Annotated in this window: 12 protein-coding genes; 5 read left to right on the forward strand and 7 right to left on the reverse strand. The window is 67.5% G+C overall.

The annotated features are described in order from the left end of the window. Positions 1-13: 13 nt before the first annotated feature. From thpR to efeB, 4 genes are read left to right on the forward strand one after another with little or no spacing between them, the layout of a single operon-like run. Positions 14-577 (forward strand): RNA 2',3'-cyclic phosphodiesterase, encoded by a 564-nt coding sequence (gene thpR, locus ACZ3HV_RS29040; RefSeq protein WP_465688627.1) that lies wholly within the window; start codon positions 14-16, stop codon positions 575-577. 45 nt (positions 578-622) lie between these two features. After that, positions 623-1,471 (forward strand): iron uptake transporter permease EfeU, encoded by an 849-nt coding sequence (efeU, locus tag ACZ3HV_RS29045; protein ID WP_465688629.1) that lies wholly within the window; start codon positions 623-625, stop codon positions 1,469-1,471. Positions 1,472-1,498: 27 nt separating this feature from the next. Then, positions 1,499-2,641, forward strand: coding sequence for an iron uptake system protein EfeO (efeO, locus tag ACZ3HV_RS29050; protein ID WP_465688631.1), 1,143 nt, complete (start codon positions 1,499-1,501; stop codon positions 2,639-2,641). Further along, positions 2,638-3,912 (forward strand): iron uptake transporter deferrochelatase/peroxidase subunit, encoded by a 1,275-nt coding sequence (gene efeB / locus ACZ3HV_RS29055; RefSeq protein WP_465688633.1) that lies wholly within the window; start codon positions 2,638-2,640, stop codon positions 3,910-3,912. The genes efeO and efeB overlap by 4 nt, the downstream gene beginning before the upstream one ends. Before the next feature lie 54 nt (positions 3,913-3,966). On the opposite strand, the gene ACZ3HV_RS29060 is transcribed toward efeB, so the two are convergent. The 5 genes from ACZ3HV_RS29060 to ACZ3HV_RS29080 all read right to left on the reverse strand — a co-directional run bounded on the left by ACZ3HV_RS29060 (position 3,967) and on the right by ACZ3HV_RS29080 (position 9,919). Further along, complete coding sequence (locus tag ACZ3HV_RS29060; RefSeq protein ID WP_465688635.1) at positions 3,967-5,061, reverse strand: ScyD/ScyE family protein; 1,095 nt, start codon at positions 5,059-5,061, stop codon at positions 3,967-3,969. Positions 5,062-5,203: 142 nt separating this feature from the next. Then, entirely contained in the window at positions 5,204-6,055 is an 852-nt protein-coding gene (locus ACZ3HV_RS29065; protein WP_465688637.1) for a carbohydrate ABC transporter permease, read from the reverse strand. Next, positions 6,048-7,028 (reverse strand): carbohydrate ABC transporter permease, encoded by a 981-nt coding sequence (locus ACZ3HV_RS29070; protein WP_465688639.1) that lies wholly within the window; start codon positions 7,026-7,028, stop codon positions 6,048-6,050. Before ACZ3HV_RS29070 ends, ACZ3HV_RS29065 begins: the two co-directional genes overlap by 8 nt. 91 nt (positions 7,029-7,119) lie before the next feature. Beyond that, complete coding sequence (locus ACZ3HV_RS29075) at positions 7,120-8,445, reverse strand: ABC transporter substrate-binding protein (protein WP_465688641.1); 1,326 nt, start codon at positions 8,443-8,445, stop codon at positions 7,120-7,122. A gap of 379 nt (positions 8,446-8,824) precedes the next feature. Next, complete coding sequence (locus ACZ3HV_RS29080; protein WP_465688643.1) at positions 8,825-9,919, reverse strand: LacI family DNA-binding transcriptional regulator; 1,095 nt, start codon at positions 9,917-9,919, stop codon at positions 8,825-8,827. 86 nt (positions 9,920-10,005) lie between these two features. On the opposite strand from ACZ3HV_RS29080, the gene ACZ3HV_RS29085 reads away from it, so the two are divergent. Continuing rightward, a complete protein-coding gene (locus ACZ3HV_RS29085; RefSeq protein WP_465688645.1) occupies positions 10,006-11,679 on the forward strand; it encodes an acyltransferase in 1,674 nt (557 codons plus the stop codon). A 126-nt stretch (positions 11,680-11,805) separates the two neighbouring features. On the opposite strand, the gene ACZ3HV_RS29090 is transcribed toward ACZ3HV_RS29085, so the two are convergent. Together ACZ3HV_RS29090 and ACZ3HV_RS29095 are read right to left on the reverse strand one after the other, a co-directional pair. Then, positions 11,806-14,343 carry a hypothetical protein gene (locus ACZ3HV_RS29090; protein WP_465688647.1) on the reverse strand — a complete coding sequence of 846 codons (2,538 nt, stop codon included), beginning with the start codon at positions 14,341-14,343 and terminating at the stop codon, positions 11,806-11,808. Between the two features lie 10 nt (positions 14,344-14,353). Further along, positions 14,354-15,664 (reverse strand): ABC transporter substrate-binding protein, encoded by a 1,311-nt coding sequence (locus ACZ3HV_RS29095; protein ID WP_465688649.1) that lies wholly within the window; start codon positions 15,662-15,664, stop codon positions 14,354-14,356. Positions 15,665-15,673: the final 9 nt, after the last annotated feature.

The following is a 15,673-nucleotide window of genomic DNA, read 5'->3' on the forward strand; positions in this document are numbered from 1 at the left end:
ATAGAGTTTTGGGATGCGATTGTTCGTGGCCGTGGTGCCACCTCTCGAGGTACTGGAGGATCTGGGCGAGTTCGTGGAGCCGCGGCGGGAGCATCCGGATGACGACATCCGGTGGGCCTCGGACGAGCACTGGCACATCACGCTGGCCTTCCTGGGCGACGTGCCGGACTGGAAGACCGAGGAACTGGGGGAGCGGCTCGAGCGGGCCGCCAAGCGGCAGGCGCCCTTCGAACTGCAACTGATCGGAGCGGGCGCGTTCCCGGGCGTGCCCGAAGCGCGCGTCCTGTACGCCGGGGTGCGCGACGAGACCGAGTCGCTCAAGCATCTGGCGATGACGACCCGGGCGGCAGCGAGTCGCGCCGGCGTCCCGGTGGAGGGAAGGAAATTCACCCCGCACGTCACCCTGGCCCGGTTGCGGCGGCCGGTCGACGTCACTCGGTGGGTCAGGATCTTCGACACGTACGACGGTCCGGTCTGGACCGCAGGAAGCCTGCAGCTGATCGAGTCCCGGCTTGGTGAGGGCCCGGGACACAGTGCGGCGTACACCACTGTGGGCGAATGGGACTTCTTAGGTTAACCTCAGGAAGGTTAGCCGTACCTAATGTCATGAAAGAGTCCCGCCATGCTCGCGAACTATCTGATCGGACTCCGTGAAGGTCTCGAGGCCTCGCTGGTCGTCAGCATCCTCGCCACCTTCCTGGTCAAATCAGGGCATCGAGATCGACTCAAACTGGTCTGGATCGGAGTCGGCGCGGCACTGGCCGTGGCAGCCGCCGCCTGGGGGCTGCTGCAGTTCGTCACCGCGCTGACCGCCCGCTCGTTCACCGCCCAGGAGACCATCGGCGGGGTGATGTCGATCCTCGCGGTCGGCTTCGTCACCTGGATGATCTTCTGGATGCGCAAGGCGTCACGCAGCATCGCCAGAGAGTTGCGCGAGCGGATGGGGCAGGCGCTCGAGGTCGGTTCCCGGGCGGTCGCGATCCTCGCGTTCCTGGCGGTGTTCCGGGAGAGCATCGAGACCGCGTTCATCGTGTACGCATCGGCCGCCACCGCGACCACCGCCGTACCGTTCGTCGGCGTCCTGCTCGGTCTGGCGACGTCGGTGCTGCTCGGCATCGCGATCTACAAGGGCGCGGTCAAGGTCAACCTGGCCGTGTTCTTCAAGTGGACCGGCGCGGTGCTGATCCTGGTCGCGGCCGGCATCTTCGCCTACGGCTTCCACGACCTGCAGGAGGCCGGCATCCTGCCCGGCCTGCAGAACCTGGCCTTCGACATCTCGCACGTCATCCCGCCGGACAGCTGGTACGGCGTGCTGCTCAAGGGCATCTTCAACTTCAACCCGGCCCCGACCGTCGTCGAGGCGACCGCCTGGCTCCTCTACCTCGTTCCCGTGATGGTGCTCTACTTCCGCCCGGTCAAGAGCAGCACGCCACCCGCCGTTCCGGCGAAGACCGCTGAAGAAGCGGCCTGATCCACCCCTCACCCGTCCAGGAGAATCATGTTCACGACCACGGTCCGCCGGGCTTCTGTGCTCGGTGCCGTCCTCGGCCTCGCCACCCTGACCGCGTGCGCCGACGACAAGCCGGTCGCCACGTCCGATGACGGCACCGGCCCGGTCACCGTCAAGGCGACCGACTCCGACTGCTCGCTCAGCCGCCGCGACGTCAAGTCCGGTACCAGCACCTTCTCCGTCTCCAACAGCGGCAGCAAGGTGACCGAGTTCTACGTGTACGCCGACGGCGACCGGGTGATGGGTGAGGTCGAGAACATCGGCCCGGGCCTGAAGCGCGACCTGATCGTGGAGCTGCCGACCGGCAAGTACCAGGCGGTCTGCAAACCGGGCATGGTCGGCGACGGCATCCGCGGCGACCTCACGGTCACTGGCGACGTGCCCGCGCAGGTGGACGAGGACACGCTGCTCAAGCAGGCCACCGAGAGCTACCAGCGGTACGTGAACTCGCAGGCCCTCGCGCTGGAGCAGAAGACCACCGAGTTCGTCACCGCGGTCAAGGCCGGCGACGTGGCCAAGGCCAAGGAGCTGTTCCCGGTGTCGCGCACGTACTGGGAGCGGATCGAGCCGGTCGCGGAGTCGTTCGGCGACCTCGACCCGAAGATCGACGCCCGGGTCAACGACGTCGAGCCGGGCACCGAGTGGACCGGGTACCACCGGATCGAGCAGGCGCTCTGGGTCTCCAACACCACCAAGGGCATGGAGAAGTACGCCGACCAGCTGCTGATCGACGTGAAGACGGTCGTGGCGAAGGCCAAGGTCGTCAAACTCAACCCGTTGCAGCTGGCCAACGGCGCCAAGGAGCTGCTCGACGAGGTCGCGACAGGCAAGATCACCGGTGAGGAAGACCGCTACTCGCACACCGACCTGTGGGATTTCCAGGCCAACGTCGAGGGATCTCAGGCCGCGGTCCAGGCGCTGCGACCGGCCCTGCAGGCGCGTGACGCGGCGCTCGTCACCGCGCTGGACACCAATTTCAAGGCGGTCTTCGCCGCGGTCGACAAGTACCGCGTAGGCGACGGCTTCAAGCCGTACCTGGTCAGCGAGGCGGAGAAGAAGCAGCTCAGCCAGGTCGTGGACGGGCTGGCCGAGCCGGTCAGCAAGGTCGCCGGAGTGATTGCGAAGAAATGACCGACAACACACCTACTCCTACCCCGGCCAGGCGGGGCCTCTCCCGCCGCGGCCTGTTCGGCGCGGCCGGAGCCGCCGTCGCGACCGGCGTCGCCGGCTACGCCGCCCACTCGGCGTTGTCCAGCGAGCCGTCGCAGGCCGCGGACAACAACGGTCCGGTCGAGTTCCACGGACCGCACCAGGCCGGGATCGTCACGCCGGTCCAGGACCGGCTGCACTTCGCCGCGTTCGACGTCACCACGACGAAGCGGGACGACCTGATCGCCCTGCTGAAGGAGTGGACCGCCGCGGCCGCGCTGCTCACGGCCGGCCGAGACATCGGTCAGTACGGCGCAGTGAACGGGCCGGACGAGGCTCCGCCGGAGGACACCGGCGAGGCGGTCGGTCTGCCGCCGGCCCGGCTGACGGTGACCGTCGGGTTCGGCGCATCGCTGTTCGATAAGCGTTTCGGACTCGCATCCAAGCGCCCGAAGGCCTTGGTCGACCTGCCGCACTTCATCGGCGACGACCTGGACCCATCGCGGTCCGGCGGCGACATCGCCGTACAGGCTTGCTCGGACGATCCGCAGGTGGCGGTGCACGCGATCCGCAACCTGGCCCGGATCGGCTTCGGCCGGGTCGCGGTTCGCTACTCCCAGCTGGGCTTCGGCCGGACGTCGTCGACGTCGCGCGCGCAGGCCACTCCGCGGAACCTGTTCGGCTTCAAGGACGGCACGAACAACCTGAAGCTGGAGGACGCGGACAAGCTCGAGCAGCAGGTCTGGGTGCAACCCGAGGACGGCTCGGACTGGATGACCGGCGGTTCCTACCTGGTGTCGCGGCGGATCCGGATGAACATCGAGATCTGGGACCGTACGTCGCTCGGCGAGCAGGAGACCATCATCGGCCGGGGCAAGGGCACCGGCGCGCCACTGGGCAAGGCGGACGAGTTCGACACGATCGACTTCACCGCGAAGAACTCCGACGGCGAGGCGAAGGTCCCGATGGACTCGCACGTCCGGCTGGCCCACCCGCAGTTCAACAACGGCGCCGAACTGCTACGCCGCGGCTACAACTTCGTCGACGGCTCGGATGGTCTCGGACGGCTGGACGCCGGGCTGTTCTTCCTTGCCTACCAGCGTGATCCGCGCAAGCAGTTCATCCCGATCCAGAACCAGCTGGCCCGCAGCGACACGATGAACGAGTACATCCACCACGTCGGCTCCGGCATCTTCGCCTGCCCACCCGGCGTTACCCCCGGCTCCTACTGGGGCGAGAAGCTCTTCGCCTGACCATGCTCACGAGCCCGGCACCCGACCCGGTGCCGGGCTCGCCGCATCCCCAGGTCAGTGCAGCGGGATCGCGACGACCTGGCCGACGTCGGCGCAGACGCCGCAGTTGGAGACGTACGCCTTGCCGTTCCTGATCGCCAAGCCGGTCGGCATCGTCAGGCCTGTGCTCGCGATGACCGTCCGCGAGCCGTTCTGGCCGACCCGGATCAGTGCACCAGTCGGGTCACCCGACAACAGGCCGTTCTGCGCGATCTCCAGCACGTAGAGCGCGCGGTCCGGACCGAAGGCGATGTCGATGATGTTGGTGAATCCGCTCGCGAACACCTGAGGTTGTCCGCCCGGCCCGATCCGATAGACGTTCGCGCCGCCGACCGGGAACGGGAACCCGGTGAGTTGACCGACGTAGAGCGCGCCGTCCGGGCCGCGCGTCACCGTCGTTGGCACCGCCTGCATCGGGATGTCCGGGCCGCCGAACGGGTTCGGCACGAGCCGGTTCGGGAACACCGCGAGCGTGGAGATCTTTCCGTGCGAGATACCCAGCAACGAGTTCCCACCGGCATCCGCGACGGCCTGACCGTGCTTCGTGAGCAGCAGGCCCTGCGGGTTGGTGTCCGGCAGTCCCCCGTCCGGGTTCGCGGACAGTTCGTAGTCGCCGATATTCGCCACGACCTTGAACTTTCCGTTCGCCGGGTTCGCGCGAATCAGAGTCGCCGCGAGTTGCCCGTTCGGCGGGAACTGGGTCCGCAAGCCCGGGTCGTCACCGAGTCCCAGCGTCACGTACAACTGTCCGCTGCCGCGCAGTCCGACGTCGGACGGCCCGAAGACCTCTTCCGTGCCCTGCAGCACGAAGGACGGCAGCCCAGTGAGGACACGCGTCTGGTGTCCTCGTTGCACCTGAGTCACCGCGCCCGTGGCGCCGTAGCAGATCTGCCCGAGCGGATGCGGGACGCAAGGCCCCGACCCGCCCACACCTGCCTCGGCGACGTAGAGCGTGCCGTTCGGAGCGAATCCCAGGCCGCGTGGGCTGTCCAGGCCGGACGCGATCACTCTCCACCGAGTGCCGTGTGCGCTTGCCGGTACGACCGGCAGGACGACGAGACTCAACCCCGTGATCAGTGCCGTGCCGATGATCATGAAACGTCGAAACATGTCCCCTCCCAAGGCGTTACGACGACCCCTCCTTGCTTCCGAGTCTGCGCGAGTTCGTCCCGGCCGTCACGGGTTCGGGACGTGCAGACCTGCAGACGGCCCCGGTCGAAGCCGGGGCCGTCGGCAGAGCGTAGTACTGCGATTACTTGACGGCGCCTGCCGTCACGCCGGCGACGAAGTGCCGCTGGGCCAGGAGGAAGCCGATCACCACGGGAATGCTGACCACCAGGGCGGCGGCCATGATCTGGTTCCAGTAGATGTTGGTCTGCGTCGAGTACTGGCGCAGTCCGACGGACAGAGTGCGGTTGGCTTCGGTCGTCATCACCGAGGCGAACAACACCTCACCCCATGCGGTCATGAACGAGTAGATCGCGACCGCGATGACACCGGGCCGTGCGGCCGGAAGCACCACTCGCCACAGCGCGCCCAGCGGGCCGCAACCGTCCACCAGCGCCGCCTCGTCCAGTTCGCGCGGGATGCTGTCGAAGTATCCGGCCAGCATCCAGATCGAGAACGGCAGGCTGAAGGTCAGGTACGTGATGATCAGCCCGAGCCGCGTCCCGACCAGCTGCACCCCGAACTGGTTGTTGATGTTCACGAAGATCAGGAACAACGGCAGCAGGAACAGCACACCGGGGAACATCTGCGTCGACAGCACCGTGGTGGTGAACACCGTCCGGCCCCGGAACCGGAACCGCGAGACCGCGAACGCCGCCAGGATCGCGATCGCCACCGAGAACACCGTCGCGACCACCGAGACGATCGTGCTGTTCACGAAGTACCGGGCCAGCGGCACCGTCTTCCACATGTCCACGAACGGGGCGAGAGTCAGGTTCGACGGCCACCAGGTGAACGGGCCCTGCACGTCCTTCAGCGGCTTGAGCGACGAGGTCGCCATCACGTACAGCGGGATCAGGACGAACGCCCCGAGCACGACCAGCACGACACCGCGGTAGATCTTGAAGCCTCTTGTCACTGACACAGACTCACGCACGACGTGACCTCCTTCCGGTGACCAACAGATACGTGCCGGTGACGATCATCAGGAAGATCAGCAGCAGCACGGACATCGCCGCCCCGGTGCCGAAGTTCCAGGTCAGGAACGACGCGTTGTAGATGTGGAACGTGATCAGGTCGCCGGCCGGCGGCTGCGCCGTACCGAACAGCACGTACGGCGTGTTGAAGTCGCTGAACGTCCACAAGAACAGGACCAGCACGAGCACCAGGTTGACCGGGCGCAGCGAGGGCAGCGTGATGTTGCGCCACTGCCGCAGGTTGCCGGCGCCGTCCACCGACGCGGCCTCGTAGATGTCGCGCGGGATGCTCTGCAATCCGGCCATCAGCGTGAGGAACGCGAACGTCCACAGCTTCCAGGTCGCGACCGTGATGAGGGAGACCAGCGCGTTGCTGCCGATCAGCCAGAACGTCCCGCCGTCGGTGAGATGCAGCTGGTTCAGCACGTGGTTCACCGCGCCGGTGTCCCGCTGGAGCATGAAGTTCCAGGTCAGGATTCCGGCGTACGCCGGCAGCGCGTAAGGCACCAGGAACAGCGTCCGGATCAGGCTCCGGCCGCGGAACGCCGGCTGCAGCGCGACGGCCGCGGCCATCCCGAGCACCCACGACAACGCGACCGTGAGGAGTGAGAAGGCGACCGTGACGCCGAACGACTTCAGCAGTCCCTCGCCGACGGCGTTGTCGAAGTCGAGCGCGATCTTGTAGTTGCCGAGCCCGGCCCACGGCGCGGCCGACCAGTTCGCGATGAAGAACTTGGTCAGTTTGACGAAGCTCATCCAGATCCCGACGACCATCGGGATGATGTGGATGAACAGTTCCAGCAGCACCGCCGGGGCCAGCAGTGCGTAAGGCAGCCACCGGCTCAGGCCGGGCCGATGTTCGGGACCGCGCTTGGGCTTCTTCGCGGCCTCGGCCGCGGCCGCCGGTGCCGCTTCGGTTGTGGCGACGGACATCCTGGTGGTCGCCTCCTGTCCTTCGATTCGTGGGGTCGGCTGACGTGATCGATGGCCCGGACGCCACTGCGCCCGGGCCATCTGGACCGCGTCAGCTACCCGCGGCCACCTGATCCTCTGCGGTCTTCAGGGCCGCCTTCACGTCGTCGGCCGACACCGTTCCGCCGGTGGCGATCTTGGCGAACATGCTGTTCATCGCCTTGCCGACAGTGCTCTCGAACTGGTCCTCGGCCGGCACCAGCGGCAGCGGCTTGGACTTGGTGTTGTAGACGTCCTGGAACGTCGCTGCCTCTTCCGCGTCCGTGGTGAACACCGGCTTGGCGTCCTTCAGCACCGGGAGCGAGGCGAACGGCTTGCCCAGCGTGGTCTGGGTGTCCGCGTCCGTCATGTACTTGACGAACTTCAGCGCCGCGTCCTTGTGCTTGGTGTTCTTGAAGATCGACAGGTTGATCCCGGCCACGTGGCTGGCGACCGGGGCCGCCGCGCCCTGCGGTGCGGGGAACGGCACGACGCCGTACTCGCCGGCCTTCATGCCGTTGGCAACGATCGAGGAGTCGGCGTTGTTCTGGTTGATCACCATCGCCACCTTCTTGGTGGCGAAGTCGTTCACCGACTTGGTGCCGTTGTCGTACTGCGCGTTGGACGGGTTCGCGACCTTGTCCTTCTGCATCAGGTCGAGGTACCGCAGCACGCCCTGGACGTTGCCGTCACTGGTGAAGGTCGGCTTGCCGTCCTTGTCGAACCAGTCCGCGCCGTTCTGCGCGGCGTTGATGAACGCGAAGTGCACGTTCTCGGTGTAGCTGCCGGCCGCCAGCGCCATGCCCCACTGCTTCTTCGCCGGGTCGGTCAGCTTCTGCGCGTCGGTGACCATCTCTTCCCAGGTCTTCGGCGGCTGCAGGCCGGCCGCGGCGAACATCGCCTTGTTGTAGTACAGGCCGTAGGCCAGACCATAGAGCGGGACCGACGTCGGGTCGGTGCCTTCCTTGCCGCCGGTCGCCAGGGCCGTCGGCACGAACTTGTCCTTCCCGCCGATCGCGGTCATCGCGTCGCCGTCGAACGGCAGGAACGCGTCGGTGGCCTGCAGCGAGGCCGCCCAGGTGTTGCCGATGTTGACCACGTCCGGACCTTGACCAGAGGTGGTCGCGGTCTGGATCCGGGTCTGCAGGTCGTTCCAGCCGATCACCTCGAGGTTGACCTTGATGCCGGTGTCAGCGGTGAACTTCTGCAGGACCGGGGTCAGCACCTCCTTGTCGTTGTCCAGGCTGGTGCCCTGGTTGCTGGCCCAGTAGGTCAGCGTCTGGTCACCACCGGAACCGCCGCCGGAGGAGTCGCCCGAGTCGCCGCTGCCTCCGCAGGCGGCCAGGCTGATTCCCAAGGCGGTCGCCGCTGCCGCGGCTACCAGCGAACGCAGTCTCACGTCGGACTCCCTCGTCCCGTCGAGCCCCCGCGGACCTGCGGAGGCGGATCGGCCCCATAGTGGCCTAACCGGTTAAGTTTCGAAACCCTAACCGGTTCAGTTGGCGGTAGTTCGTTATTGCCTCGTGACTCATCCAACCTCTCGCGGGCCTCCGGCAAGCGCAATCCGACACACTCCGGAACCACCCGATTTCACAGAGTCTTGACCGAACCGGTTCACCACCCCGCGAGGGGACGGGATACCCCCTCGAACGTCAGGCGGGCCACTCCCGCTCCCTGCCCACCGGGCACAACCCTCCAGCTGAGGGGTTATCCCCCGAGTTGGAGGGTTGCCCACTCGGAATCTCAGGGGGCAACCCTCCAGGTGGGGGGTTATCCCCTCAGCTGGAGGGTTGTGCGATCGGGCCGGAGGAGTCGCGGGGGCGGAGTTCGCCGGCGGGGGCCTGTTCGTGGAGGTCGGGTTCGCCGGCCGCGATGCGGAGGAGGAGGTCGGCGGCGGCGCGGCCGCGTTCCATGGTCTTCTGGTCGACCGCGGTGATCGCGGGGCGAGCCAGTTCGCACAGGGGTGAGTCGTCCCAGGCGACGATCGAGACCTCGCCGGGTACCGCCGTACCGAGGTCCATCGCGACCTGGAGCGCGGCCACCGCCATCAGGTCGTTGCCGAGCACGATCGCGGTCGGCGGGTTCGGCCCGGTCAGGAGCTGGCGGGTCAGCTCGGCGCCGTCGTCGTACCGGTAGCTGCCCTCGATGTGCCGGACCGTGATGCCGTGCCGGTCGGCGTGCTCGCGCAGCATCCGCACCCGCAGTTGCTCGTGGACGAACGTGAACGGCCCGCTGATATGCGCGATGTCGCGATGACCGAGCTCGACCAGGTGATCGAGCAGTAGCGTGACGGTTTCCTCCGGCGAGCTGATCAGCCGGCCGACGGCGTCGTCGGGATCGTTCGAGCTCACCACCACACACGGCACCCCGAGCTCCTTGAGGATCGGGATCCGCGGGTCGTCGTTGTGCTCGTCGAACAGGATGAACCCGTCGACCCGCCCCTGCCGCGACCATCTCCGCAGTACGTCGAGATCCTCGCCGTGCTCGCCCGTCAGCCGCAGCAGCAGCGAGGAGTCGACCTCGTTCAGGTACTGCTCGATGCCGACCAGCGTCCGCATGTAGAACGCTTCGGTCGAGATCAGCGCCGGGTCGCGGGCGATCACGATGCCGATCGTCCGGGTGCGGCTGGCCGAGAGCGCGACGGCGGCCGAGTTGGGGTGGAAACCCAGCTCTTCGGCCAGGGCGAGAACCCGCTGGCGAGTCTCCTCGCTGACACCGGCGCGGCCGTTCAGGGCGTACGAAACCGAGGCCTTGGAGATGTGCAGACGGCGCGCGAGATCGCTGATCGTGACTCGCTGGCTCCGGCGCCCACTGGTGCTCGCCGGATCGTCGTCCGCGCCCTCACCGCCGACCAGGGACCCGGATGTCGTCATGGTTGCTTGCCTCGCCGCACAAACGGGAGATTAGCAGCGGGTTCGTGGGGCTAGCGGGCTCGCCAGGATTTGGATAGCGTTTTCCCATGACCTCTGGAGAGCCGTTGCGGCTGGATTTCCTGCCCTGGGAGTACGCGCGGAAGGCGTCGGAGGAGGAGCGTGGACGCCAGACCGAGCGACAGGCCCGGCTCGGCGGGTCGGTCGAGCTCGGCACCGACGTGTACGTCGCGGAGTCGGCCGCTGTGTACTGCGACGAGCTCCGGATGGGGGAGCGCTCGTACATCGCGGCGCACGCGTACGTGACCGGGCAGATCGTGCTCGGGTCCGACTCGACGATCAACCCGTTCACGACCGTTCGCGGCCGGATCACGATCGGCGACGGGGTGCGGATCGGCGCGCACACGTCGCTGCTCGCCTTCAACCACGGCACCGCGCCCGGGCAGCCGATCTTCAAGCAACCGCACACGGCACTCGGGATCACGATCGGCGACGACGTCTGGATCGGCTCCAACGTCACCATCCTCGACGGCGTCACCATCGGGCCCCACACCATCGTCGGCGCCGGCGCCGTAGTCACCCGGGACATCCCCGCCAACACCATCGCCGCCGGCAATCCCGCCCGCATCCTCCGCTCCCGCACCCCGGAAGACACAATGCCCACCTCATCCCCAGCGCCCGCCACCTCGTCCTCAAGCCCTGCCACGGAGCTGCCGGAGCGGCTTACTGCCTTTGCTGCCAAGGCGCGGGATCAGGTTGATGATCTGCTGCAGCGGTGCTGGGACGGCGTACGGTTCGTCGACCGGCCCGGACTCGACCACGAGCCCGCGATCCGCCCGTGGTGCGATGCCGTCGAGATCGCCGACCTACTGCTGCGCCGTACCCCCGCCGGCCACACCCGCGACGACCTCGTCCGCCGCCTCCGCGCCCGCCAGGACCCGGACACCGGACTGGTCTCACCCGGAGACCTCTCCGACGCCGGCCTCGACCTCCCGTCGGACGCGAAACTCTCCGTCCTGGAAGGCCCCGCGAGCTACCACATCCTCTGCGTCGGCTACGCACTCCAGGTCCTGGACAGCAGCTTCGAGCACAAGATCCGTACCGACTTCATCCCGGACGAGCTCGACAATTTGCCCTGGGCAAGAAGAGCTTGGTCGGCCGGTTCCAGCATCGACGGCCTCGGTACCGCCATCGCCCGGAATCTCCACGACCACAAGGAATCCGGACCGATCGAAGCGTTGATGGGCTGGCTCACCATCGCGGCCGACCCGACCACCGGCGCCTGGGGTCAACCACATCCCGACGACGGCTGGCTGCAGGTGGTGAACGGGTTCTACCGGCTGACCCGCGGCACGTACGCCCAGTTCGGCCTGCCACTGCCGTACCCGGAGCAGGCCGTCACCACAGTCCTTGCCCACAGCAATGACCGCCGGATGTTCACCGGTGACAACTACAACTCCTGCAACGTCCTCGACGTGATCCACCCACTCTGGCTGGCTCGCAAACAGACGTCGTACGGCGAACAGGACGGTCGCCGGTGGGCCGAGCAGCAGCTCCGCGCGATCCTCGACCGCTGGGTCGGCGGCGCCGGCTTCGCGTTCGCCCCGGACGGCACCGACGACCGCTCGATCCCCGGCCTGCAGGGCACTGAGATGTGGCTGGCCATCATCTGGCTGCTCTCGGACTACCTCGGACACTCGGACGCACTCGGCTACCGCCCGCGCGGTGTCCACCGCCCCGGACCGCTGGTCAGTCTCCGCTGAACTACCCACTGGTGTGAGGCACCGCGACGGGGGTCCACTAGCCTGAACCAGTGGACCCCCGGACCCGTCGACTCGTCACCTCCATCGTCTTGGCGGCGCTCGTCGCGATCGTGGTGATCGCGGCGATCATCCGCTGACGGTCGCGGATCCCAGGACGACGTACGGCTGGTTGGACAGGTCGGCGGCCAGGCCGGGGTGGAGTGCTTGCCCGCCGTCCCGGTGCAGCACGCTGAAGAAGTACATCAGCGGGTACGTCGACGCCGTGTAGTCGCCGTCGATCGTGCCTGACAAGGTCTGCCCGGCCAGTTCCATCGGGACCTGCTGCCAGGACTCCGACTGGTCCACGTGCCGGTAGTGCAGCGTCGCGCCGACCACGGCCGGGTCCACCACCTCCAACGAGAGCGTGACCGGTTCGCCCCGGTCGAAGCTCTCCGGCACCGTGTGGTTCACCCCGGGAGTGGCCGGCCGGGGCGCTGGTGCCGAAGGCAACGCGGCTGCTGATTGCGTGCTTGCCGCCTCCTGCAGTTCCTCGGTAAGGGCTGCCAGATCGGTGTCCATGTCCTGGACCCGATCCGCCCAGTGACCGTGCTCGGATGCCTCGACCCCGAACCGCAGATCCCGCTGATAGACGCCGTCGACGATGACCGGGATCTCGGCGTACGCGTCCCGCGCTGCCTGGTAGATGCGCACTGCCGACTCCAGCGAACCGGCATCCCCGGTGGCCCGGTAGATCGAGTAGTCGACCGCGGCCCGGAACTTGCCGGCGAAGAACCTGCCCATCCGGACCAGGATCTGCAGATCGATCAGCACCCGGCGCACCTGCGGATCCGACTGGTCCGCGCTCTGCTGGGCCCGTTCCAGGGCCTGCTGGCCGTCGTCGACCAGCTGCTCGATCCAGGAGGCCACTTCGAGCGGCGTGTACTTCGCCTTCAGTTCGCCGGCGGCCAGCGCAGCGACGTACTCGTCGATGCCGTAGAAGGTCGTCGGGTCGAACGGGCTGACGCCACCCCAGTTCGCCGGGGGATCGGTGTCGCCTGCGTAGTGATCCGAGTGGACCCGCGACGAGATCGGAAGGTTGAGGTACACCTCCGGCCAGTAGCCGTTGTTCGATCCGCCGACACCGTGCACCACCGTCACCAGGGGGAGGATCCGGCTGAGCGGGCTCAGGGCGTCCTCCACGGCCGCCGCGGCCTCGCCGTACGTCGAACGCAGATGGCGACGCCACGTCTCGGGCTCGGCATCGGGGTTATAGAGGAGCCGTCCCCACAGCAGGTAGCCGTAGCGGTACTTGGTCCACTCCCGGTTGCCGGGCAGCCGGAGGTCGTCGCGGACGTACGGATCGCGTGCGCCGGGTTCGCCGCTGCCCTTGCGTCCCTTGAAGAACAGGGGTTCGCACAGGTCGACACCACGGGATCCACCGAACGTCGACATTCGCCCGTACCCGGCCGCGATCGCGGGATCGCCCCACGCCAGGAGCTTCTGGGTTCCCGGCCAGACCCGGAACATCAGGTCGACGGTCCGGTCCTCGCGCAGGAAGTCGCCGTACCCGTAGCGGGTGAACCGGCGGGAGAACTCGGTGATGCCCTTCATCTCGTGGCCCGGAGGGATCGGCTTGGCCGCCTCCTTGGCCCGGATGGAGGCCTGGTGGTACGGCAGTCCGACGTGCTCGGCCCAGTACTTCGCGGACAGTACGGCGGACAGGTTCGGCAGGTCGACGGCGTCGAGCAGGGCCTGGTCGACACCCTTGGCGTGCATGTCGATCTCCAGCGGCCGGCCGGCCGAGTTCGCGCCCTCGAACACCGCCCGCCAGAAGATCTCGTGCTGGTGGTCGGGGATGCCGCCCTCGTAGTGCACCCGGAACGTGAGCCCGTCGATGTCGGGACACTCGGCGAGCAGCTTGGCGATGCCCGCCTTGCAGTACGCCGCGTGGTTGTCCGAGCCGATCCCGGTGATCGGATACCGGTGGACCGAGTCCCGGCCGTAGTCGTAGGCGTGGTTCCACAGGCCGAGCTGGAACTTCAATCCCCGGCGCTTGCTCTCGGCGGCGATGAAGCGCAGGGTCTCCAGGTTGCGCTTCTGCTCGTCCGCTCCGACTCCCTCGGCCCGTACGTCGTAGCCGTCGATGTCGAACAGGAACGGATAGGCCAGGCACAGGTAGTTGTCGGTGGCGCCGTGCCGATCGGCGCCGTAGTTGTACTGCATGCCGAGCGCGAGGTGGAACCGGTTGAACCGGGACGCGGCCAGCCAGGTCAGGTAGTCGGTCCAGAACTGCTTGTCGTGGAACCAGGACAGGTCCTCGTCCACACTGGAGAACGAACGCACCACGCCCCGGACGGGAACGGCGGGTTGCTCCGCGAAGGGCGTCGTACCGGCGAGGTCCGCGCCGGCGGCCACCCGGTCCGCGAGCTCGAGCAGCCCGCACCGGAGGCCGGTCTCGTCGTTGCCGACGACAACGATCTCGCCGTCGGTGCGGAGTACGGCGTACGACTCGGGCACGTCGGCGAGGTCCGCGGCGGGGACCTCGTCGGGGGTGGCCAGCCGGATCACCAGTGCATCGGTGGCCGTCATACTCAGGGCTTGGGCGAGCTGCTCTGCCGCCCAGGTGGCGATCCGGCCGGTGGTGACGGGGTTCTTCTCGTTCCGGGTGATGACGAACTCAGGCATAGGACTCCAATCACTTGCCGTCGAGGGTCTTGCGGGCGTCGGCGATGAACTTCGGGACGCCCTGCTTGATCGAGATCTTCTTGAAAGCGATGTCCTGGCTGGTCTTCAGCAGCAGATCACCCACGGCGGTCGAGGCGGCCGGGCTGGCCTGCGGCGGGGCGGAGGAGTTCTTCAGCGCCAGGTCGGTGTAGGCCAGCACCTGCTTCTCGCTCGCCGACAGATCACTGCCCTTCAGCAGCACGTCCCGGCCGGCGGCCGAGGCGGGCGGTCCGCTGATCAGCCGCAGGGTCTTCGCGGCCTCCTCGCCGTTGGCGAACCAGTTGATGAACGCGGCGGCATCGTCCGCGCGCTTGCTCCGGGCGTTCAGCGACAGGAAGCTGCTCGGTGCCGGGAAGGTCCCGCACTTGCCGCCCTTCGCGTGCCGCGGTGGCAGGGTGATGTCGATGGTGTTCTTGGTCAGATCCTGGAAACCGCCCTTGAGATTGGGCGTCTGGATGTGCGCGAGCGCCGCCTGCCTCTTGACCAGCGGCCCGGTCGGCCAGTCGCCGTACTTGGCCTGAGCCGCGATGTCGGCGGGGATCGTGCCGCCGGTCGCTCGCAGCGCGGCCCAGTACTCGAACCACTCGGTCAGCGAGGAATCGGTGAAGGCGAGCGTGCCGTCCTTGTACAGGTCCTCGCCCTTGCCACGCAGGAAGATCTGCAACGACGCCGTGTCCCCACTGGGGTCCTCCGCGCCGTAGATCTTCTGGCCGGACTTCTGCCGGATCTGGTTGGCCAGGGTCGCGAAATCAGACCAGGTCCACGTCTCCCGCGGGTGCTCCAGGCCGAGCTGGTCGAGCACGGTCACGTCGTACCCCATGCTGTAGGTGCTCATCGCGACCGGGATGCCGAACTGCTCGCCCTTCAGCTGTCCCTGGGTGAGCAGGTTGCGGTCGATCGGCTTCGTGTCGATGGTGTCCGGGATGTACTTCTGCAGGGACTGCAGCGCTCCCGCCGCGCCGTACTGGCCGATCCTCGGGGCGTCGATGTTGATCACGTCGGGAGCGTTGCCGCCGGCCATCTGGGTGGCGAGCTTGTCCCAGTACTCCGCGGTCGCGGTGCCCTCGAACACGATCTTCACGTCCGGATGGCTCGAGGTGTACAGCTCCGCGAGCTTGCCGCGCAGGCCGAGCTTGGTCGGGTCCCCGTAGCTGCTGAACCGGACCGACTCCTTCGCCTCCTTGGCCGCGGGGTCGAGGTTGCAGGCCGACAGCAGCGGCGCGAGTACGCCGGCCGCGAGTCCGGCCTGCAGGAAGCGCCGCCGGTTGAGCTGTGTGGTCATGACTTGGTT

The organism is Kribbella sp. NPDC020701, assembly GCF_055562215.1.

Bases quoted from the DNA above. Each gene is read 5' to 3' on its own strand.
- thpR (WP_465688627.1), top strand. From the start codon at position 14: ATGCGATTGTTCGTGGCCGTGGTGCCACCTCTCGAGGTACTGGAGGAT.
- efeU (WP_465688629.1), top strand. From the start codon at position 623: ATGCTCGCGAACTATCTGATCGGACTCCGTGAAGGTCTCGAGGCCTCG.
- efeO (WP_465688631.1), top strand. From the start codon at position 1,499: ATGTTCACGACCACGGTCCGCCGGGCTTCTGTGCTCGGTGCCGTCCTC.
- efeB (WP_465688633.1), top strand. From the start codon at position 2,638: ATGACCGACAACACACCTACTCCTACCCCGGCCAGGCGGGGCCTCTCC.
- ACZ3HV_RS29060 (WP_465688635.1), bottom strand. From the start codon at position 5,061: ATGTTTCGACGTTTCATGATCATCGGCACGGCACTGATCACGGGGTTG.
- ACZ3HV_RS29070 (WP_465688639.1), bottom strand. From the start codon at position 7,028: ATGTCCGTCGCCACAACCGAAGCGGCACCGGCGGCCGCGGCCGAGGCC.
- ACZ3HV_RS29080 (WP_465688643.1), bottom strand. From the start codon at position 9,919: ATGACGACATCCGGGTCCCTGGTCGGCGGTGAGGGCGCGGACGACGAT.
- ACZ3HV_RS29085 (WP_465688645.1), top strand. From the start codon at position 10,006: ATGACCTCTGGAGAGCCGTTGCGGCTGGATTTCCTGCCCTGGGAGTAC.
- ACZ3HV_RS29090 (WP_465688647.1), bottom strand. From the start codon at position 14,343: ATGCCTGAGTTCGTCATCACCCGGAACGAGAAGAACCCCGTCACCACC.
- ACZ3HV_RS29095 (WP_465688649.1), bottom strand. From the start codon at position 15,664: ATGACCACACAGCTCAACCGGCGGCGCTTCCTGCAGGCCGGACTCGCG.